Here is a 21,145-nt window from a genome sequence, read left to right on the forward strand (position 1 = left end):
TGCGCTCCTGCTATGATGTCGGGCCAGTAAAGCCGATCCATCCGGCACGGCAAGCATGCCGCTGCGGCACGTCAACGCGCGATGACGATATCCGCTCGCAAGCCCCCCAAACGCTCGCTTTCTCCGAGCCGTAAAACACCACCGTGGGCGCGGGCGATGTCCGTAGCGATGGCGAGCCCAAGCCCAACACTGCCACCCTTGTCCTGATTGCGCGACGGGTCGAGCCGAGTAAACGGACGCTGCGCGTCTGCGCGACGATCCTGCGGAATACCCGGACCATCATCCTCAACCCGGAAACGCAGGGACTTTTCAGTAAGCGTCACGCTCACCTCGGCCCGCTTGCCATAACGCACCGCATTGCTGATCAAATTGCTTAGGGCCCTGCGCATGGCCATCGGGCGCAGCATGGCCGTGCCCTGCCCCGACACCTCGTGCAACGTGACGGGTTGATCGCCCCGCTGCGCGTCTTCGACCAATGCTCGGGCAAGCGCGGCAGGGTCAACAGCCTCCGGTTCACCTTCCGCCTCACCCTTGGCGAAATCCAGAAACGCGTCGATCATGTTCTGCATGTCGTCCACGTCCGCCTCAAGCGCTTCGCGTGTTTCGTCATCCACCATCGACAAAGCCAGTCGCATACGCGTCAAAGGCGTACGCAAATCGTGGCTAACGCCCGAGAGCATGAGCGTTCGCGTCTCCATCTGCCTCTCAATCCGGTTACGCATGTCGACAAACGCTGTCCCGGCCGCCCGCAACTCAGTGGCCCCTGCGGGTGTGTAAGCGAGGTGACGGCCCCGCCCGAACGCCTCGGCAGCCCGTGCAAGCCGCCGGATCGGGCGCAGCTGATTGCGCAAATAAATGAACGAAACAATGGTCGTCAGAACCGAGAACACGACCATGTAAACAAGCAATTGATGCGGGTTCCGCGCCGACACGCGCCGCCGGTCAAAAGTGATGGATACCGGTCCAGTCCCACTTTCAACGGCAAGCCGCACTAAGCCACTCTGCGACAGGTCAAAGGACCGTATCTCCGCCACCGTCTCGCCCAAGCGCCGGATCACGACCCGTCCGGAAAAATCATCCCAATCGCGTTGACTGGGTGCATCCAGTGCGTCTTTCGAGATGCGTTCCACGTCCATTGCCAATGGACCGGTCGCATCCAGAACGGTTTGCGTCACATCGGCATCTGGCGGCAGATCAGACAAGACGTCGAGAACAAGTCTCACCTCCCGCTCAACCGTGTCCGCCATCTGAACCGTTACGCCCTCGAAATGGCGTTGAGCAAACAGAACAGAGACGACGAGTTGAACAACAACAACCGGCAGCAGCAGGATCAGCGCTGCACGGGCGTAGATGCCGCGGGGCATATAATATTTGAGCCAGGCAAAGGACATGGCGTAAACCCTATCGGGCCACGATCCCGGACGAAAGACCACCATGCCGCCACCAGATGATTTTAATCCTACCGTCGGGACCCCCGAACACTTGGAGCCAGGACTACGCCGAATCGTGGCGCCAAATCCGTCTCCCATGACCTACAGGGGTACGAATACATACATCGTGGGTTCCACCGCTCTGGCGGTGATCGATCCGGGCCCGGACAGTGCAACGCATCTTGAGGCGATCCTGGGGGCCATCGGCCAGCCACAACACGTGTCGCACATCGTCGTGACACATGCGCATTTGGACCATTCACCCTTGGCAGCGCCTCTCTCCAAGGCCACCGGCGCTCCGGTCCTCGCGTTTGGAACAGCAATGGATGGGCGCAGCAGCGTCATGCACAGTCTGGCTGCAAGCGGGCTCGTGGGCGGCGGCGAAGGTATCGACACCGGTTTCGCGCCGGATGTACGCGTGGCCGATGGTGACGTGATCAAGGGCGACGACTGGCAACTCGATGTGATTCACACACCGGGGCATCTTGGCAATCACATCTGCCTCGGGCTCGGGGATGCATGCCTTACCGCTGATCACGTGATGGGATGGGCCAGTTCTCTGGTGTCTCCTCCAGACGGAGACCTGACAGATTTCATGTCGTCCTGCGAAAAGCTGAACCAAAGGGACTGGCGTGTTTTCTATCCAGGACACGGAGCGCCCGTGACTGATACATCCGCACGGCTGGAATGGTTGATCACCCATCGTCGCGCCCGTGAAACCGCTATTCTAAAGGCACTGGCCACCGGACCTGCGACCGCGACGCAGATCACCAAAATGGTCTATGAAGACACCCCGGTGGCGCTCTTACCCGCAGCCACGCGAAACGTCTTGGCCCATCTTATCGATCTTATGGGCCGGTCTCAGATCGAAGCCTGCGATCCACTCACCGATGGCGCACGTTTTGTACGCATTGGCGGACATTGAATTTTTTGTTCTTAGGCCTGCAAAACCCTCTGGACGACCTGAATCGGCCTTGCTATACGGCGCGAACCGTTCCGGCGTAGCTCAGCGGTAGAGCAGTTGACTGTTAATCAATTGGTCGTAGGTTCGATCCCTACCGCCGGAGCCAATTTCCCCGTTTTCTTCGTCAAATATGACGTGCGAATCCTTGATCGCGTGCATCTGGCCGTATGACTTCAGTGGTCAAGCAGGCAATTGCACAACCATCTCGACCTCAATCTTCAAATCCGGTCCCGCAAGTGCAGCGGCGCCAATTCCAGTCACACTCGGTTGAACCCCATCAAGAAACGTCAAAATAGGTGCCATCGCAACACCCATCGTTTCATCATTCAAATCCGTCATGTAGATGCGCATCTGGACAATATCCTCATTGCAGGCGTCCATGGCAGTCAAAGCGGTCGCAAGGTTTTTAACAACCTGCTCCGCTTGGTCTTCCAGAGTGTCAGGAACAGTGGAGCCGGCGGCATCCATCGCCACCTGACCAGACACAAAGGCCAGCCGCCCCGGATTGGCGATTGAAATCTGGGAATACCCGATCTTGCCGGCGTCAGGCAAAGTCGTTGGGTTCAAACGTGCTGGTGTGTTGGACATGAGAGTTCTCCCGGGGCTGCTGATTGCACCCAGTAGATAGTCACGCCAACCCGAGTTCAAAGCCGCTGTTTAAAACACTCCATATATGGATCAATTGCAGGCACCGGCACCCTGTCATTGCAACGGGCAGTGCGACATCAGCCTCGCAAAACCAACGCCACCACCTGCAACATCACGAACGATGCATGAAGCTGGAAAGTGTCAGAACACGAATTAAAGGCTTTCGAATCCTGGCACAGTCATGACACCGTATCTCATGTCATCTTCGTGCATGCACTGCTTGGGCAACTCGCATCCCGAATACGACGGCATCGCGTGACTGACTGTCATCCCCCTGCGGCAATCAATTGCTTGTACGTAGCACGCAGACGCAGAAATATTGGACCAGCCTTGCCACCACCAATGACGCGACCGTCAATGTCAAACACGGGTGTCTGCGCCCCAAACGTTCCCGTTAAAAATGCCTCGTCCGCTGCATAGACGTCCACCAGAGAGTAGTTCCGCTCAAACACAGGAATACCTTCGGCCCGACACAGATCAATGACCTTCTGGCGGGTGATCCCGTTCATGCAATAGTCCCCGGTCGAGGTCCAAACCTCACCCTTTTTGACAACAAAGAAATTGCAGGCATTGGTGGTGTTCACAAACCCAAATGGATCCAGCATCAAAGCTTCGTCTGCCCCTGCCCGCACCGCATGGTTCAGCGCAATGATACAATTGAGTTTTGAATGCGAGTTCAGCTTGGCATCCTGCGTCAACGGCAGGCCTCGATGGTGCGGCACAGTGTGCAAACGAATGCCCCGCTCGACGACGCTTTCATCGGGCTTCGAGTGTTCGGCGATGATGACGATGGTCGATCCCCACAGGCTCAGATGTGGATGCTGGAACGGCTTGGCCTTGCGGCCCCGGGTCACCATCAGGCGGATATGAACATCCGTGTCCATTCCATTGGCTGCAAGCGTGTCCCACACCGCCTGCTTCAGCGCTGCCCGGTCCAACCCAATCTCGATCTCGGTATAGGCCGACGCCTCGAATAGCCGGTCCAAATGATCATCAAAAAACGGGATGTGACCATCATATAGACGCAAGCCCTCCCAAATCCCGTCACCCAGCATGAATCCACTGTCATAAACCGACACGACAGCGTCGGCCCGCGGAACAATGCGCCCGTCCACATAGATAAGAATGTGATCGTTGCGGTCGTCTGCCGCCGCATCGTGAGTCGAGATTTGGGTGTCTGTCATAAATTACCCCTTTTGCAGTATGTCTTGCCACCGCGATGCGGTCCGGGGCAAGGGCAACCGCCGGGCCAATTCTGTGCTGACGCAAACAGGCGCGCATAGGATCACGCTGACGGTCTGTGTTCAAAGAAGCTGCATCAACTCGATCCGGTTTCCAAACGGATCAGAGACGTGAAATCGCGCAAATCCATCCAGTGGATCACCATCAATGCATACACACCCCGCCGCATCACAACGCTGCCGCATGTCTGACAGGTCGGAAACCACAAAGGCCGGGTGCGCCTTTGTAGCGGGACAGAAATCTTCCATGATACCCAGATGAACCTTCACATCGCCGCACTGAAACCAACAACCGCCACGCTTGATCAGGCTCTCGGGCTTTGGAACTTCGGACAGGCCGAGAACATCGCCGTAAAAGGCGCGCGCTGCGTCTTCCTCTCCCTCGGGAATGGCAAGTTGAACGTGATGTATGGTTGTTAGCATGCGCCCTCGTTGATGGGCCGGACCCACATTGGCATTCTGAAGCAGATGCGAAACCAATTCCACGAAATTCAAGAGGATACGCGCACTGTCATCAGAATCGGGCGGCGCGTTCGGACCAGATGTCGCATTTGTCGATCTGACCGAATTGCGTGTTTGCACCCGACAAAGGCCTTTGACATGGTGCGGCCATGTGCACGACTTACTCCATCCGGTCCAACCGCCTGATTGCAACCTTTGACCCCGACGGAGCGCGGATACGCAGCCTACACCTGGATAAAGGGGCGAACCTCGTTCTTGATGTGGACGATGCGGTGTCGCAGGACCTGCGCGATGCGTATGGGGGCGTGATTGTCGGACCGCTCGCCAACAGGGTGCGCCGTGGACAGGTCCCCCTGGGTGATACTGTATATCAAATGCCATGGAACGAAAACGGGACAACCGCACTTCACAGTGGTCCCAACGGGCTGGACCGGGTCAAATGGACCGTGGTTGCACAGGACAGGACCGCGCTGCACCTGAGGCACCATCTGCCGGATGGCGATGGCGGCCTACCGGGAAATCGGGACATCGAGCTTTGGTTCGAAGTTCTGAACAACACTCTGACACTCCGGGTCACGATGACGACCGATGCACCAACGCCTGTATCAATCGCGCATCATCCGTATTGGCGCGTCACGCCCGAACACAAATTGCGCATTCAGGCCACGCACTACCTGCCCACCGATCACGCTAACTTGCCAACAGGCGCGATGGCACCGGTCGCGGACACTCCGTTTGACCACAGGACAGCCCGCCCTATCGACCCCGGCACAGACCACAATTTCTGCATTGCCGATGCGCCCCGGTCCGCGCCTGCGCCGGTCGCGACCCTGACAACGCCGACGCATATTCTTGAGATTGCAAGCACAGAACCAGGCCTGCAGGTGTATTCGGGTGCGTTCCTTCCCAAGATTCCCGAAACGAGCATCGCCCCACTGGCTGGTGTTGCGCTGGAACCGCAAGGATGGCCGGATGCTGTCAACCATCCTAATTTTCCAAACGTGATCTGCACGCCAGATCACCCCTATTCACAAGTGACACAGTACACGCTGCAACCCGCCACATAATTGCCACATTTGAACCATCCCAGCGGCACAATTCCGTGCTGGGCTGTGTCTACCGCGCGCACGAACGCGGAGTGTTCAATGTATGAGGTGTCAAAATGTCGAGCAAAGAACGTCCCAAGCCCCCCAAACAGGGGTCCAAGAAGGACAGCAAACCAGCGCCCTACTTCACAGACTACGCCAGCATCTGATCGCAGGTGACAGCACCCGGGGCTGCGGCTAATCTTGCGCCATGAGCGAACCCGTTTCTTCGATCCGCAATCTTGGCCCTGCCATGGACGCGGCCTGTGCCAAAGCTGGCATACCGGATGCAGACACCTTGCGCACCCTCGGTGCTGACGATGCTTATGCCCGCCTGCTACGGTCCGGCATGCGCCCACATTTCATCGGCTATTATGTGCTGGTCATGGGGTTGCAGGGACGCCCGTGGAACGATTGCAAGGGCGAAGAGAAGAAAGCACTGCGCAGACGCTTTGACGCGATCAAGGCACAAGCCTTTGACAAGGGTCTCAGCGATTTCGAACGCACCCTGAACGAAATCGGCGTCATCGCCAAAGCCTGACTTGCGCATCTGCTGCAACGCACGGTGCAGTGACGTGATGGTAACCCGAAAAACCAACAGTCTTTGCTGCGCAACATGTTGTGTCAGCACCTCTGATTGCCCCAAAGCCGGTGTACGGGGGGTGTACGCATGGTGCACATGGGATGTCGCCAAAGATCTGGGGTAAATTCATTCATTTACAGACAGTTGCGCCGCAAACCTCACCTTAGGATAGGCAAAAAAGATAGCCGTTGCCCGCACGCCCCATTAATCCTTGCTCAACAAAAGAAAACCGGCGCACCCATGGGGTACGCCGGTGTCTTGTCTCTGTACGGGATGTGCGGTTGGCTTAGCCCACCAGCTCCAGACCCGAGAAGAAATATGCGATCTCAACCGCAGCCGTTTCAGGCGCGTCCGACCCGTGGACCGAGTTCTCGCCAACGCTCTCGGCAAACTCGGCACGAATGGTGCCGGGGGCCGCGTCAGCAGGGTTGGTCGCACCCATCACTTCACGGTTCTTGGCAATGGCACCCTCGCCTTCCAGAACCTGCGCCACGATCGGCTCGGAGGCCATGAACTCGCACAGTTCGTCATAGAACGGACGCTCGGCGTGCACCTTGTAGAATTCACCCGCCTGCGCCTTGGTCAAGTGGATGCGCTTTTGTGCAACGATACGTAGCCCAGCCTCTTCGAACTTGGCGTTGATCTTGCCGGTCAGGTTGCGGCGGGTTGCATCGGGTTTGATGATTGAAAAGGTGCGCTCGAGGGCCATGGGTGTCTCCTGTCAGCCGCAGCCGGGACCGTCCCGGCGCGAAAATCTGCGCCCCCGTATCATGGGGTTTTCTGGTTGGAAACCCCTGTCTCACCCTGCTCCCAGGCCGCGGCGGCCAAGGCCGCAGCCAGTGCCAAACTCAACGCTGCAAGGATCAACAGAAGCAATCCTTGCGGCGTGGCTCCATCGCCCAGTACAGCGGTGGTCAGCCAGCTCAGTGCCGCCCCCAGCCCAAGCGCAATCGCCCCGCTTACCCCTGACGCACTACCGGCAAGGTCGGGCCGAACAGACAAGGCGCCCGCATTTGCGTTGGCCAGTGACAGCCCATTGCCGATCCCGGCGACAACTGTGCTCAGAAACAATGGCGCAACCGTTGCACCGCCATTCATGTAATAGATGATCGCCGCTCCCACCGCGAAAATGGGCAAGATCCGCCCCAGCAGGATCAAACGCATGGGTTCGATCCTTTGGACCAGCCTTGCCGACAGGCCGGCGCCAAGCATGAACCCCGCTGTTGTTGAACCAAGTGCGATCCCAATCTGCGCAGGCTCCAAACCAAACACGTCCGCAGCAACAAACGGTGCCCCTGTCAGAAACATGTAGAACGCCCCGACCCCCAGCGCCTGAATCCCCACATAGGCCCAGAACAGCCGCTCCCGCAGCAACGCGCCCACGCGCATCGACCGACCCGGACCGGGGGTGTGCGTCTCTCCCAGATCCCGCAGGCACCACAGCAGCAGTCCGCCTCCAAGCACGGCATAGGTCACAAAGACGGACCGCCAGCCGAATGCCGTTTCCAAGAGCCCACCCAGCATTGGCGCCAGCATCGGCGCAATGGCCATGGCCGACGCAATCAGTGATAGTTTCGCCGCCGCCTGCCGCCCATCGTACATGTCCCGCACCACGGCTGAGGCCAGAATGCCACCACCCACCGCCACGGCCTGACCGGTCCGCGCGAGCAGAAAAAGAGTGATGTTCTCAGCCATGAGGCACAGCACGGACGCCATCGCATACAGCACCAGAAGTCCAAGAATTACCGGCCGCCGCCCCAATCTGTCCGACAGGGATCCAAGCAACAATTGCAGCACAGCCGCCGCAAGCATGTAGAGCGAGATTGACCGCCCCATGACAGCCTCGGACACGTCAAACGCTTCGCGCATGGCAGGCAAGGCAGGCAAGAACATGTTCAACGTCAGCACGCTCAGCGCTGTCAGCAGAACAAGGGTTGCAAGGTGCGGTTGGGTCCGGGTCATCCGCAGGGGCTAGCACGCCCCTGCCCCCTCTGCTAGAGCGCCGCCATGCTGCGGATTTCTGACATCACCTACGCCATTGCGGGCCGCCCCCTTTTCGAGGGGGCAAGCGCCGTCATCCCGGACGGTCACAAGGTTGGCCTCGTCGGCCGCAACGGCACGGGCAAGACCACGCTCTTTCGCCTGATCCGGGGGGAACTGGCGTTGGAATCTGGCGATATCGCACTGCCGTCCGGCGCTCGTATCGGCGGCGTGGCGCAAGAGGTCCCAGCCTCTGACACATCCCTGATCGATACGGTTCTCGCGGCAGACACGGAACGCGCTGCCCTGCTGGCCGAGGACACCGATGACGCAGGCCGCATCGCCGAAATCCAGACGCGTCTGGCCGATATCGACGCTTGGTCGGCTGAGGCACGGGCAGCTACGATCCTCAAAGGCCTTGGCTTTGACGACGACGAACAGCTCAAGCCTTGCGCCGACTTCTCAGGCGGATGGCGCATGCGTGTCGCACTCGCCGCTGTGCTCTTTGCCCAGCCAGACCTGCTGCTGCTTGACGAACCCACCAACTATCTCGACCTCGAAGGGGCGCTGTGGCTGGAAACATACCTTGCCAAATACCCCCACACCGTCGTGATCATCAGCCACGACCGTGGCCTGCTGAACCGCGCCGTCGGCAGTATCCTGCACCTCGAAGACCGCAAGCTGACCTACTATCAGGGCCCTTATGATCAGTTCGCCCGACAACGAGCCGAAAAGCTGGCACTGGCTGCAGCTCAGGCCAAGAAACAGGAAGCGCGCCGCGCCCACCTGCAGTCCTATGTCGACCGGTTCCGCTACAAGGCCGACAAGGCGCGACAGGCGCAGTCACGGCTCAAGGCACTGTCCAAGATGCAGCCCATCACAACCCCGCAGGAGGCGGGGCTCAAGCGGTTCGACTTTCCAAACCCCGAAGAACTGTCGCCGCCCATCATTCACCTCGACGGCTCCAGCACAGGCTATGGCGACATAACAATCCTGTCCAAATTGAACCTGCGGATCGATCAGGACGACCGCATCGCGCTTCTGGGCAAGAACGGCCAGGGCAAATCCACCCTATCCAAGCTGCTGAGTGATCGCTTGCCCTCCATGTCCGGCAAGATGACCAAATCGTCCAAACTGCGGATCGGCTACTTCGCACAGCACCAGGTGGACGAGTTGCACGGGGACGAAACGCCGCTGGATCACCTGCGCCGCGAACGGCCTGCTGAAACGCCCGCCAAATGGCGGGCGCGGCTGTCGGGTTTTGGTTTGATGGCGGAACAGGCCGATACTTTGGTCGGTCAACTGTCCGGTGGGCAAAAAGCACGTCTGTCCCTCTTGCTCGCCACGCTGGACGCCCCTCACATGCTGATCCTGGACGAGCCTACAAACCACCTCGACATAGAAAGCCGAGAGGCGCTGGTCGAAGCGCTGACAAACTATACGGGTGCCGTGATCCTGGTGAGCCATGACATGCACCTGCTCGAACTCGTAGCGGACAGGCTGTGGCTGGTGTCGAACGGCACAGTCAAACCGTTCGAGGACGATCTCGAAGCCTACCGCAAGCTGCTGCTCAGCGACGGCAAACCCGCAAAAAAGGCTAAGACCGAAGCCCCCAAGGCCAAAAAGCCCAGTCGCGACGCAATGCTCGCCTTGCGTTCTGAAGTGCGCAAATCCGAGGCGCGTGTAGAAAAGCTGAACCAGATGCGGGACAAGCTGGCCGACAAGCTGGCTGATCCGGACCTCTACGAAGATGAAAACATCTCGGAAATGGAAATCTGGCAAAAGAAATATGCCGAAGTGATGGACGCGCTTGACCGTGCCGAAAGCATCTGGATGCAAGATCTGGAAAAACTCGAAACAGCCGAACGGGCCTGATACTTCTTCTGGCTCAAAATACCTCGGGGAGTTTGAGGGGCAGCGCCCCTCATTCAAAACAAAAGGAACGCGCCAGTGGCGCACATTCTGGCAATAACATGATCGATACCGCTTTCCTCATCACCGCTTTCGTGACCATGTTCGTGGTCATCGATCCCATCGGCCTCGCCCCTCTTTTTGTGGCCCTGACCCAAGGCGTACCCGAGCGGCAAAGGCGGGCAATCGCGCTCCGCGCGTGCGCAATCGGCATGATCATCCTGATCGTCTTCGCCCTGTTTGGCGAAGCGGTGCTGGGTTTTGTTGGCATCTCCATGCCAGCGTTCCGGGTCGCCGGAGGCGTCCTGCTCTTTCTCACCGCCCTCGACATGCTGTTCGAACGGCGCACCAAGCGCCGCGAGGATCAAGCCGAGGACGATGATCATAATGATCCATCCGTTTTTCCCCTCGCTATCCCGCTGATCGCTGGTCCCGGCGCCATCGCGTCTGTCATCCTCCTGACTGGCCAAAAACCCGGAGTTGAAGGGTTGGCACTGGTGTTGGCGATCACCGCATTGGTTTTGGGCGTCTGCCTGTTGCTCTTTCTTGCGTCAGGCATGCTTGAACGCGCGCTGGGAAAGACTGGGATCACCGTTGTCACCCGGCTCCTGGGTATGTTGCTTGCAGCGCTTTCGGTTCAATTTGTCTTGGATGGCCTGCGTAATTTCGGGCTGATGCCGGGCTAACAAACCCGGACACTTGGTATATATGTAGCACATGAGCGGCGATAGCATTGCACAACTGATCTACCTTGGAACTTTCGCGCTGGTGTTGGGGGGCGGGTTTCTTCTGACATCGAAACTCAAACTCGGCCAAACGATGCAGATGGCAGCGATCTGGGCGCTGATTTTCATCGGAGCGATCGCGGTGGTCGGTCTTTGGGGCGATATCCAGGACGATTTGCTCGCAAACCAAACGCGATTTGACGATAACGGCACCATCACCATTCCCCGCAGCTTTGACGGCCACTACTACCTGACGCTCGACATCAACGGTCAGTCGACCGACTTTATCGTCGACACAGGTGCAACGGATATCGTGCTGAACAGAGCCGACGCTGCTGCCGCAGGACTGGATCCGGCAACCCTGAACTTCCTTGGTCGTGCCGCCACTGCGAACGGGGAAGTGCGCACAGCGCCGGTTCGTCTTGATACGGTCGCCATCGGCCCGCATGAAGACACCAACGTGCCTGCCGTCGTGAATGATGGTGCGCTTGATCAATCCCTGCTGGGCATGGGATATCTGCAACGCTGGGGTCGGATTGAAATCGAAGGTGGGGAAATGACGCTCAGCCGCTAGGCGGCCAAGATCAGGTCTCGGCCTTCTTTTCCCACCGGCCACTTTCTTCGGACCAATACTGCGCGGATGCGCATGCTTCCTTTAGTGCCTTCCACTGCCCCCGGGCCACGTCCAGCGCAGCAGGATCATTCCCGTCAAAAAGCACACAGACCCGATCCAGTTGTGCCACCTCATCAGCAGTGATCTCAGCCCCATCTATGCTCATCACGCACGTCGCCCCGTTGGGCGCAGGTCCGGTCGTCAGCAAGACCGGCTGATCGGCATCATGCGGCCCACCGGCTAACCCGTGTGGCAGAAAGCCTTCGTCAGCGCCCAGCCACAGCTTTTCATCCAGCCAGCCCAAGCGACCGACATCCGGCCCACGCACAGCCACACGCCAACCCGCTTGCAGGGATTTGCCCAAAAGCATGGTCAGCGTGTCCTCAAGTGGGCGCCGCGTCAGGTGATAGAAATAGGCAGCCCCCATGTCACTCCGTCTCGTAACTGTCTGCCACAAGACGGCTCAATGCCATCACACCCCAGCCGGTCGCACCTGCGGGTGCCAATGCAGTCGCCGACTTGACCGATGCCACACCTGCAATATCCAGATGAATCCAAGGTGTTTCAGCTTTGACAAACCGTTGCAGAAACTGCGCCGCAGTGACCGAGCCCGCTGGCCGTCCACCAATGTTTTTCATATCCGCAATCCGCGACTTCAGCAGATCGTCATAGGCTTTGCCCAACGGCATGCGCCACGCACCTTCCTGCTCTTTGTCAGCCGCCTTCAGGAAGGCATTGCAGAAGTCATCATTGTTGGAAAACACGCCCGCGTTCTCGTGTCCCAAGCCAATGATTATGGCGCCGGTCAGTGTCGCCAGATCAATCATGCCAGCAGGCTCAAAGCGCTCTTGCGCGTACCACATGACATCACACAGCACCAAGCGGCCCTCGGCATCCGTGTTGATGATCTCGACCGTGTCGCCTTTCATTGAGGTCACGACGTCTCCGGGCCGGGTCGCATTGCCGGACGGCATGTTTTCGACCAACCCAACCAAGCCGACCACGTTCGCCTTGGCCTTGCGTTTGGCGAGCGCGCGCATCGTGCCTGCGACCACACCGGCACCACCCATATCCATGGTCATGTCTTCCATGCCCGCCGCGGGTTTCAAGCTGATGCCACCGGTGTCGAATACAACACCTTTGCCAACCAGCGCCAACGGTGCAGCATCCTTGGCTCCGCCCTTCCACTGCATGACGACGACTTTGGATGGGCTATCTGACCCCTGCCCCACGGACAAAAGCGTGCGCATGCCCAGTCGCTCCAGATCGGCCTCTTCCAGAACCTCGACCTCGAGTCCGAGGTCCTTCATATCGGCCAGGCGATTGGCGAATTCAGTTGTGGTAAGCACGTTGGCTGGCTCGTTGACGAGGTCGCGCGTCATGAAGGTGCCGTCCGCAATTGCCATAAGCGGCGCGGCCGCTGCTTCGGCCTCGTCCGGTTTTGAGCACATGACCGACACACCCGTATCTTTGACCTCGGCATCGGTCTTGTGAGCCAAAAAATCATAATCACGCATCACCAGCCCGAACACCATCTCGGCGACGCGACGCGCACCGTCGACGGCAAGCAGCATAGCCTTTCCACCGCGCAGTTTTCCGAGGGCTGAACCGGCTTTGCGTGCGTCTTCGACAGAATGGTTGCGTGCCAAACAGATCACGTCGAGTGATTCAGCCGCCAGACCCACCGGCCAATCGAATGTCGTCACCTGCCCCGCCTTGATCTTCTCAAACCCTTCGCTGTCCACGAACCGCTGAACTGCCCCCTTGGTGAGCCGGTTCACACGGCGCGCGCTTTGCTCCAACTTGCCTTCGGGAGTGACAATCACTGCCACTCGCCCCTCGTGCCCGGCAATGGCGTCAAGATCAGTGGCGGTGAAGGTGACATGGGTCAGGTCAGTCATCATATGCTCCGGATGTTTGTTTCAGACAGACGTAACCCGGCGCCGCCGGAGTGACCAGCACAATGGACAGTTTAGGAGTTTTCCCCGTCGATCCGTTGAGGTAGGTTCGCGGCACACGCTGCCGCGTTCCAATGCTACGAAAAAACACAACCGGGGGGCACTTGGTCAAATTCGACCGCTATATGTTGTCACAGCTTCTGTGGCTCTTTGGCTTTTTCGCCCTCGTGCTGGTGGCCGTCTTCTGGATCAACCGGGCGGTGCAATTGTTTGATCGCCTTATCGGTGACGGACAAACCGCATTGGTGTTTCTCGAATTTTCAGCCCTGGGACTGCCACGCCTGATCACCACTGTTCTTCCGATCGCAACCTTCGCTGCCGCAGTCTACGTGACAAACCGCTTGAACAACGAAAGCGAGTTGACCGTCATGCAGGCGACCGGGTCGTCTCCATGGAGGTTGGCGCGTCCGGTGGCCATCTTCGGCTTGATTTCGGCACTGATGATGTCTGTGCTAAGCCACATACTTGTCCCTGTCGCCGGTCAGCAACTGTCGGAACGCGAAGTCGAAATCTCCCGAAATGTCACCTCGCGGCTGTTAACAGAGGGCACGTTCCTGAGCCCGGCGCCCGGTGTCACCTTTTACACGCGTGCAATCGGAGAGGATGGCGTTTTGCAGGACGTTTTTCTTGCAGATCGTCGCGCTCCGAACGAGCGTATGATCTACACCGCCGCCGAAGCGTACCTGATACGCAACGGAGACGGCACATCGCTGATCATGGTGGACGGATTGGCGCAGCGCCTTGCAACCTCTGACAATCGCCTTTCAACGGCCAAGTTCCAGGACTTCTCATTCGACATTTCACCATTGATGACATCAAGCGAGCAAGTCGCGCCGTCCCTTCAGTACTTGCGTACCGATGCGCTGCTGAAGAACTGGGAAGAGCTGGCCGAAACATTGGGTACGACAACTGGTGCGATTGCTGAAGAATTGCACAGTCGGTTTGCCCGCGCCGCATTTTGCTTTGTCACCGCGATGATCGGCTTTGCGACTCTTCTAGTTGGCGGATACTCGCGTTTTGGGGTCTGGCGCGAGATCGTCGTCGCTTTCCTCTTGCTGATTGCACTGGATGGAATGCGCAGCACGTTGTCTGCACCCGTGTTGGCAGACGCACATATGTGGCCGATCCTGTATACCCCCTCGGTCATAGGTTTGGCGCTGACCGCTGGGTTGCTTCGGTACTCGTCTGGCGGGGGCCTCAGGTTGCGCAAAGTGCGGGAGCGTGTCGCATGATCCTGCACTTATATTTCGCACGACGTTTTGCATTGGCTTTGCTCATGATCGCCTCGGTGCTGACCGCGCTGGTCATTCTTGTTGACCTCATCGATCAAACCCGGGAGTTCGCAGATTTTGGAGTTGGCTTTGGGCAAAGGATTGGTTTGACACTGCTCAACGTGCCGAAAACACTGAACCAAATTCTGCCTCTGATCATGATACTTGGCACGGTCGCGCTGTTTGTGTCACTCGCCCGGTCATCCGAGCTGGTCGTAACGCGCGCGGCGGGCAGATCCGCAATGCGTGCATTGATTGGTCCGGTAGTTGTTTCAATCGCTATTGGTGTTCTGGCGACAACCACTCTGGGCCCGATCGTTGCCGCGACGTCCAAGCAATATGCCGTTCTTGCTGAAACCTACCGGTCAGGCGGCGTATCGGCTGTATCCATTTCCAAAGAAGGTCTGTGGTTGCGACAAGGCGGAGAGACCGGCCAGACGGTTATCCGCGCTGCGCGGTCCAATGCAGATGCCTCTGTACTCTACGATGTGACATTCATTGCATATGCACCTGGAGGCGGACCGGTTCGGCGAATCGAGGCTGGGAGTGCAGCGCTGAGCAATGGAGCGTGGTCACTTCGCAACGCCAAGGCATGGCCGCTCACAACCGGCATAAATCCCGAGGCTAGTGCCGTTGAGCAGCCTATTCTCGAAATCCCGTCTACCCTGACACTGGACGGCATACGTGAGCGTCTCGGCACCCCAGCCGGCGTATCGATTTGGGACATGCCTGATTTCATCGCACAATTGGAACAAGCCGGATTTTCAGCGCGTAAACATTTGGTCTGGATGCAAGCAGAACTTGCGCGCCCGATCTTTCTGATGGGCATGGTTCTGGTTGCCGCTTCATTCACGATGCGCCATACCCGTTTCGGGGGCACCGGCACAGCTGTGCTGGCTGCAGTGTTGCTGGGGTTTGGTTTGTACTTCATCCGGAGCTTTGCGCAGATATTGGGCGAAAACGGCCAGATACCCGTGCTGCTTGCAGCATGGGCGCCACCTGTTGCCTCGATTCTGCTGGCCCTAGGGCTGCTGTTGCAAGCAGAAGACGGCTGACATGCGTTTGATCATCAAAAACCTCGTCACAGTGGCACTTCTTCTGTTGGGGACAACGGGATACGCCACCGCACAGGCACAGCCCGATGCACCTGCAGTTCAAACACCGCCTGCCGTCCTTGTGGCTGATGATGTCGAAATTACCACAGATCGCCGATTGATCGCGCGCGGCAATGTTGAAGCCTTTCAGGGCACAACACGTCTCAGCGCTCAAGCCATTGAGTACAATTCCGACACTGGCACTCTGACCATTACGGGACCCATTGTGATTAATGATGGTGCCGGCATTGTCATACTTGCCAGCCAGGCAGAGCTGAGTGAAGATCTTCAAGACGGCCTTTTGAAAGGCGCGAGGCTTGTTCTGCATGAACAATTGCAACTGGCATCGGTGCAAATGAACCGGGTCGGTGGACGTTACACCCAGCTTTACAAAACAGCCGCCACATCCTGCCGCGTTTGTGAGAATGATCCTCGTCCACCACTTTGGCAAATCAGAGCAAAGCGGGTTGTGCATGATCGGGAGGAACGCCAGCTTTACTTCGACGGGGCCCAGCTCCGCGTCCGGAACATACCAATTCTGTACTTTCCGCGCCTGCGACTTCCAGACCCAACCTTAGCACGGGCAACCGGCTTCCTGTTTCCCGAAATCCGTTCGAACTCGCGCCTGGGTACAGGTTTGAGGATCCCCTACTTCATTAAGCTCGGCGACCATAGGGACTTAACCCTGACCCCTTACCTCACAGGTAAAACCAGAACGCTTGAATTTCGGTATCGGCAAGCGTTCAAGCGGGGCCGCATTATTTTGCAGGGTGCATACTCTGATGACGACCTGCAGCCAAATGACCGGCGCGGCTACTTTTTTGCGGCGGGCGAATTTGCGTTGAATCGTGGTTACATACTGGAATTCGATCTTGAGTCAGTGTCGGACGATGCCTATCTGAACGACTACGGTTTTTTCGGCAGAGACAGGCTGGACAGCTCGATTCAAGTATCGAGGACGCGCCGCGACGAGTACATCAAACTGTCTTACGTCAATTTCAAGTCGCTTAGGGACGATGAAGATGACGATTTGCTACCATCGGACGTTATTGATGTCCTCTACGAACGTCGATTCCACCCAAGTCTAATTGGTGGCGAGGTACGCTTGTCCGCTGCAGCGCATGGGCACGAGCGCCCGTCGAATGTGAACTTTGACGCAAATGGCGACGGTATTGTTGACGGGCGGGATGTCCTGCGATTCAATTTTGAGGCGGAATGGATACGCACGTATCAGTTGGGTGGTCTGCAAGTTCAAACCGACCTGGGACTTGCTGGCGACATCATCCGGGTCAGCGACGACATCACCTTTGACGAAGACAGCGGCATTGCACCCAAAGTCGGAGTGACCTTGCGCTACCCGCTTGTTCGCCGCAGCAAAAATGGGGTGCGACAGTTCTTTGAACCTCTGGTGCAGCTGTCGTGGGTAGGCGGTGATGGCCTGAATGTCCCGAATGAAGAGAGCACCCGGGTCGAATTTGACGAGGGCAACCTTCTGTCGCTCAGCCGCTTTCCCGCACCAGATAGAAGAGAGCGCGGCTGGGCGGTCGCGTATGGTGGAACTTGGGCACGCATTGATCCCAACGGCTGGACTGCAACTTTGACTGCGGCACAGGTGCTGCGGGAAGAGGCGCAGGCTGATTTCAACGATACGTCGGGACTGTCGGGCACGACGTCGGATTTCCTGCTGGCCGGGAAAATTGAGCTAGACGGTGGGTTTGCCATGTCAGGTCGCACCTTGTTCAATGAAAGCTTTGACGTGGCCAAGGCGGAGATCAGGGGCGCTTGGAGCAATAATCAGATATATGTTGGCGGCAGTTATATCTGGATATCTGAAGACACAGACATCGATTTGCCCTCGCCCATTGGTGAAGTAACGTTTGACGGCGCGTACAAGATTGACCGTTTCTGGACGGCAAACGCGAATTGGCGGTACGATCTGGAGGAAGGCCGAGCAGCCACAGCCGGTGCCGGAATTGCCTATTCAAATGAATGTGTGCGGGTGGGCTTGTCTATCAATCGCAGCTTCGCGGACTCAACGACTCTTGAGCCCTCGACCACTCTGGGGTTATCAGTGTCCTTGCGCGGGTTTTCGGTCAACACCGGCGACCGGGTAGAAACACGATCATGCGGAAAGCGGGCGAAATGAGCGGTAGAACAATTCGGCAGTCAGTGATTGCGGCATGTGCCCTTGCACTGTGTACAGTTCAGGCATCTGCACAAAACCTCTTTGCCCCTGTGGCTCAGGTGGATCAGGTTGTTATATCTGAATTTGAAGTGCAGCAACGTCAGCGCTTTCTGCGGGTTCTGGGGGCCAGCGGCAGCAGTCGAACGGAAGTCATCAATGAACTGATCCGGGATCGCCTGCGTGAAACGGAAACACGCCAGGCTGGCATCGTTCTGACACCAGAAGAGTTGGCACAGGGTTTGAGTGACTTTGCGGCACGTGCTGATCTTTCAACCGAGGAATTCGTTCAGGGCTTGGCCAGCGAAGGCATCGCGGAAGAAACGTTTCGAGATTTTGTAAACGTGTCACTGGTGTGGCGCGATTACATCCGCGCCCGTTACGGAAACCGGGTACGCATTGACGATCGCGAAATTGACCGCGCCGTCGCAAGTGCACGAGGCAATTCCGGGATCGAGGTCCTGGTCTCGGAAATCATCATTCCCGCTCCGCCGAACGAGGCAGAACAGGTACTGGAACAGGCCGAAATCATTGCCCAGACCACTTCGGAAGCCGAGTTTTCGAATTTTGCGCGCCGTTTCTCTGCGACAGCGTCGCGGGGTGCAGGCGGTCGCTTGCCCTGGACACCTATCAGTGACCTTCCGCCCGTATTGCGTCCGCTGCTTTTGGGCCTGGGACCAGGTCAAGTAACTGCCCCATTGCAGATTCCCAACGCGGTGGCGCTTTTCCAACTGCGGGACATCCGCGAAACAGAAGCGCCTCAACGGACTTTTTCCGCAATCGAATATGCAGCCTACTACATAGATGGCGGCCGTAGTCCGGAAGGTTTGGAGCGCGCTCGGGCAATCTCAGCGCGGGTTGATCGCTGCGACGACCTTTATGGTATCGCGCGGGGCCAGCCTGAAAATCTGCTGGATCGCGGCAGTCTGCCACCAGAGGAAATCCCGGATGACATCGCCATCGAGCTGTCAAAGCTCGACCCGGGCGAAGTATCGACGGCATTGACCCGAGCGGGCGGCAATACCCTTGTGTTCCTGATGCTCTGCGGCCGCACACCAGCCTTAGAGGAAGATCAGGAGATCGACCGCGGCGCTATTGCCAACCAGTTGCGCAATCAGCGTCTGAACGCGTTCTCTGATACGCTCCTTGCAGACCTGCGCGCAGAAGCCGACATACGCATTTTCGAATGACATCATCTCCTGTCGCCATCTGCTGTGGTGAACCCGCAGGTGTCGGCCCGGAAATCGCAGCCAAAGCTTGGCAGGCACTTCGGGATGAGGTGCCGATGGTGTGGATCGGCGATCCTCGCCATCTGCCCCATGGCACGGTTTGGACCGAGGTTGGGCAATGCACGGACGCTATCGGCGCGAAAACGTTCCCTGTCCTGCCCCACGCGTTTTCGGCGGACACTATTCCGGGCCAACCCAACCTGGAGAACGCGCAAGGCGTCATTGACGTAATCGCCCGGGGTGTCGATTTGGTGACTTGCGGCTCAGCGTCTGCGCTGTGTACGGCTCCAATCCACAAGAAAGTCCTGATGGATGGCGCAGGCTTTGCCTATCCCGGCCATACGGAATACTTGGCCGCTCTGACACAGGCCCCCCGCCCCGTGATGATGCTGGCCTCGGAAACGCTGCGCGTCGTTCCGACAACTATCCACATAGGTCTTCAGGACGTGCCCGAGGCTCTGACGCCTGACCTGCTGCGCCAGACGATCATGATCACCGCGCAGTCCCTGCGTGATCAGTTCCACATCCCAGAGCCGCGCATAGCTGTTACAGGCTTGAATCCGCATGCGGGCGAAGGGGGTGCCATGGGCACACAGGAAATGGACTGGATCGCGTCACTGGTTGACGAGATCGCAGCGGCCGGCATCGATGTCACTGGTCCATGGCCTGCAGATACGATGTTTCACGCCGCGGCACGTCAGCGCTATGATGCTGCGGTCTGCATGTATCACGATCAGGCGCTGATCCCCATCAAGACATTGGACTTTGATCGCGGCGTGAACGTGACACTGGGTTTGCCCATAATCCGCACCTCGCCAGATCACGGCACTGCCTTTGACATTGCAGGGCGCGACATGGCCAACCCCACCAGCATGATCGAAGCCATCAAACTGGCCCATCAAATGGCAGGCGGCACATGAGCGCCATTGACGACTTGCCCCCACTGCGCGAGGTGATCGCGACCCATGGGCTGAGCGCACGCAAGTCGCTTGGGCAGAACTTTCTGCTGGACCTGAACCTGACGGCCAAAATTGCACGTCAGGCCGGAGATTTGAGCGAATCCGATGTGCTCGAGATTGGCCCCGGCCCCGGTGGCTTGACCCGAGGCTTGCTGTCCGAAGGTGCACGCAAGGTTCTTGCTATTGAAAAGGATGCGCGCTGCCTGCCTGCCCTCGCGGAAATCGCGCATCGCTATCCAGGTCAGTTGCAGGTGATTGAAGGGGACGCGCTGGAGATTGATCCGCTCGCTCATCTGACGCCCCCGATAAGGGTTGCAGCGAACCTGCCCTATAACGTAGGAACAGAGCTTTTGGTGCGGTGGCTCACCCCACCGCGTTGGCCGCCGTTCTGGCAGTCTTTGACACTTATGTTTCAGCGCGAGGTTGCAGAACGCATCGTCGCGCAACCTGGCTCAAAGACATATGGCCGCCTGGCCGTATTGTCACAGTGGCGATCAGACGCCCGGATCGTCATGTCCCTGCCACCGGGTGCATTTACGCCGCCGCCGAAAGTGTCCAGTGCAGTCGTGCATCTGGATGCCCTGTCCGGACCAAGGTTCGAGGCGGATGCAACCGTCCTGAGCCGTGTTGTCGCCGCTGCTTTCAACCAACGGCGCAAAATGCTGCGCGCCGCGCTGAAAGGTACTGCACCCGATATCGAGGATCGACTGACCGCGGCCGGAATCAAACCTACAGATCGCGCAGAACAGGTGCCGCTCGAAGGATTTTGCGCTCTTGCACGCGAAGTGGCCAAAGGTTGAAACGAAAAAG

The 21,145-nt window shown here is 58.2% G+C and carries 20 protein-coding genes and 1 tRNA gene; 13 read left to right on the forward strand and 8 right to left on the reverse strand.

The window, feature by feature from the left end; genetic code table 11:
- Window positions 1–71 precede the first annotated feature (71 nt).
- Entirely contained in the window at window positions 72–1,391 is a 1,320-nt protein-coding gene (locus tag IE087_RS05985; protein WP_189368413.1) for an ATP-binding protein, read from the reverse strand.
- Window positions 1,392–1,434: 43 nt separating this feature from the next.
- Here IE087_RS05985 and IE087_RS05990 point away from each other — a divergent pair, with 43 nt between their 5' ends.
- Window positions 1,435–2,355: an MBL fold metallo-hydrolase gene (locus tag IE087_RS05990; RefSeq protein ID WP_189368414.1), complete on the forward strand. Its 921-nt coding sequence runs from the start codon at window positions 1,435–1,437 to the stop codon at window positions 2,353–2,355.
- Between the two features lie 70 nt (window positions 2,356–2,425).
- A tRNA-Asn gene (locus tag IE087_RS05995) sits at window positions 2,426–2,500 on the forward strand.
- Between the two features lie 74 nt (window positions 2,501–2,574).
- On the opposite strand, the gene IE087_RS06000 is transcribed toward IE087_RS05995, so the two are convergent.
- The 3 genes from IE087_RS06000 to IE087_RS06010 form a co-directional block, all read right to left on the reverse strand.
- Window positions 2,575–2,982 carry a RidA family protein gene (locus tag IE087_RS06000; RefSeq protein WP_189368415.1) on the reverse strand — a complete coding sequence of 136 codons (408 nt, stop codon included), beginning with the start codon at window positions 2,980–2,982 and terminating at the stop codon, window positions 2,575–2,577.
- A 326-nt stretch (window positions 2,983–3,308) separates the two neighbouring features.
- Window positions 3,309–4,226 (reverse strand): aminotransferase class IV, encoded by a 918-nt coding sequence (locus tag IE087_RS06005; protein WP_189368416.1) that lies wholly within the window; start codon window positions 4,224–4,226, stop codon window positions 3,309–3,311.
- 120 nt (window positions 4,227–4,346) lie between these two features.
- Entirely contained in the window at window positions 4,347–4,706 is a 360-nt protein-coding gene (locus tag IE087_RS06010) for a VOC family protein (RefSeq protein WP_189368417.1), read from the reverse strand.
- 188 nt (window positions 4,707–4,894) lie between these two features.
- Between IE087_RS06010 and IE087_RS06015 the strand changes: the two genes are divergently transcribed.
- Entirely contained in the window at window positions 4,895–5,812 is a 918-nt protein-coding gene (locus tag IE087_RS06015; protein ID WP_189368418.1) for an aldose epimerase family protein, read from the forward strand.
- Between the two features lie 229 nt (window positions 5,813–6,041).
- The gene (locus tag IE087_RS06020; protein ID WP_189368419.1) at window positions 6,042–6,371 is read left to right on the forward strand and encodes a TfoX/Sxy family protein; all 330 of its coding nucleotides are present in this window, start codon (window positions 6,042–6,044) and stop codon (window positions 6,369–6,371) included.
- Between the two features lie 328 nt (window positions 6,372–6,699).
- Here the strand turns inward: IE087_RS06020 and ndk are convergent, their stop codons facing one another.
- Together ndk and IE087_RS06030 are read right to left on the reverse strand one after the other, a co-directional pair.
- Window positions 6,700–7,122, reverse strand: coding sequence for a nucleoside-diphosphate kinase (ndk, locus tag IE087_RS06025; protein ID WP_189368420.1), 423 nt, complete (start codon window positions 7,120–7,122; stop codon window positions 6,700–6,702).
- 59 nt (window positions 7,123–7,181) lie between these two features.
- Window positions 7,182–8,375 (reverse strand): multidrug effflux MFS transporter, encoded by a 1,194-nt coding sequence (locus IE087_RS06030; RefSeq protein WP_189368421.1) that lies wholly within the window; start codon window positions 8,373–8,375, stop codon window positions 7,182–7,184.
- A 45-nt stretch (window positions 8,376–8,420) separates the two neighbouring features.
- Between IE087_RS06030 and IE087_RS06035 the strand changes: the two genes are divergently transcribed.
- The 3 genes from IE087_RS06035 (at window position 8,421) to IE087_RS06045 (ending at window position 11,603) form a co-directional block, all read left to right on the forward strand.
- Window positions 8,421–10,268, forward strand: coding sequence for an ABC-F family ATP-binding cassette domain-containing protein (locus IE087_RS06035; protein WP_189368422.1), 1,848 nt, complete (start codon window positions 8,421–8,423; stop codon window positions 10,266–10,268).
- Window positions 10,269–10,366: 98 nt separating this feature from the next.
- Complete coding sequence (locus IE087_RS06040; RefSeq protein WP_189368423.1) at window positions 10,367–10,990, forward strand: MarC family protein; 624 nt, start codon at window positions 10,367–10,369, stop codon at window positions 10,988–10,990.
- A 31-nt stretch (window positions 10,991–11,021) separates the two neighbouring features.
- Window positions 11,022–11,603, forward strand: coding sequence for a retropepsin-like aspartic protease family protein (locus tag IE087_RS06045; protein ID WP_189368424.1), 582 nt, complete (start codon window positions 11,022–11,024; stop codon window positions 11,601–11,603).
- 10 nt (window positions 11,604–11,613) lie between these two features.
- On the opposite strand, the gene IE087_RS06050 is transcribed toward IE087_RS06045, so the two are convergent.
- Both IE087_RS06050 and IE087_RS06055 read right to left on the reverse strand, forming a co-directional pair.
- Window positions 11,614–12,069: a DNA polymerase III subunit chi gene (locus tag IE087_RS06050; protein ID WP_189368425.1), complete on the reverse strand. Its 456-nt coding sequence runs from the start codon at window positions 12,067–12,069 to the stop codon at window positions 11,614–11,616.
- Between the two features lies 1 nt (window position 12,070).
- Window positions 12,071–13,543, reverse strand: coding sequence for a leucyl aminopeptidase (locus IE087_RS06055; RefSeq protein WP_189368426.1), 1,473 nt, complete (start codon window positions 13,541–13,543; stop codon window positions 12,071–12,073).
- A gap of 161 nt (window positions 13,544–13,704) precedes the next feature.
- Here IE087_RS06055 and lptF point away from each other — a divergent pair, with 161 nt between their 5' ends.
- The 6 genes from lptF to rsmA are packed head-to-tail and all read left to right on the forward strand — an operon-like array spanning window position 13,705 to window position 21,135.
- On the forward strand, window positions 13,705–14,832 hold the full coding sequence (lptF, locus tag IE087_RS06060; protein WP_189369276.1) for an LPS export ABC transporter permease LptF: 1,128 nt from the start codon (window positions 13,705–13,707) through the stop codon (window positions 14,830–14,832).
- Complete coding sequence (gene lptG, locus IE087_RS06065; RefSeq protein WP_189368427.1) at window positions 14,829–15,926, forward strand: LPS export ABC transporter permease LptG; 1,098 nt, start codon at window positions 14,829–14,831, stop codon at window positions 15,924–15,926. The genes lptF and lptG overlap by 4 nt, the downstream gene beginning before the upstream one ends.
- A gap of 1 nt (window position 15,927) precedes the next feature.
- Complete coding sequence (locus tag IE087_RS06070) at window positions 15,928–18,111, forward strand: LPS-assembly protein LptD (protein WP_189368428.1); 2,184 nt, start codon at window positions 15,928–15,930, stop codon at window positions 18,109–18,111.
- The gene (locus IE087_RS06075) at window positions 18,108–19,337 is read left to right on the forward strand and encodes a peptidylprolyl isomerase (protein WP_189368429.1); all 1,230 of its coding nucleotides are present in this window, start codon (window positions 18,108–18,110) and stop codon (window positions 19,335–19,337) included. Before IE087_RS06070 ends, IE087_RS06075 begins: the two co-directional genes overlap by 4 nt.
- Window positions 19,334–20,296 carry a 4-hydroxythreonine-4-phosphate dehydrogenase PdxA gene (gene pdxA, locus IE087_RS06080; protein WP_189368430.1) on the forward strand — a complete coding sequence of 321 codons (963 nt, stop codon included), beginning with the start codon at window positions 19,334–19,336 and terminating at the stop codon, window positions 20,294–20,296. The genes IE087_RS06075 and pdxA overlap by 4 nt, the downstream gene beginning before the upstream one ends.
- The gene (rsmA, locus tag IE087_RS06085; RefSeq protein WP_189368431.1) at window positions 20,293–21,135 is read left to right on the forward strand and encodes a 16S rRNA (adenine(1518)-N(6)/adenine(1519)-N(6))-dimethyltransferase RsmA; all 843 of its coding nucleotides are present in this window, start codon (window positions 20,293–20,295) and stop codon (window positions 21,133–21,135) included. Before pdxA ends, rsmA begins: the two co-directional genes overlap by 4 nt.
- Window positions 21,136–21,145: the final 10 nt, after the last annotated feature.

Origin of the sequence: Tateyamaria omphalii (assembly GCF_014651375.1) — a bacterium.
Taxonomy (GTDB): Bacteria; Pseudomonadota; Alphaproteobacteria; order Rhodobacterales; family Rhodobacteraceae; genus Tateyamaria; species Tateyamaria omphalii.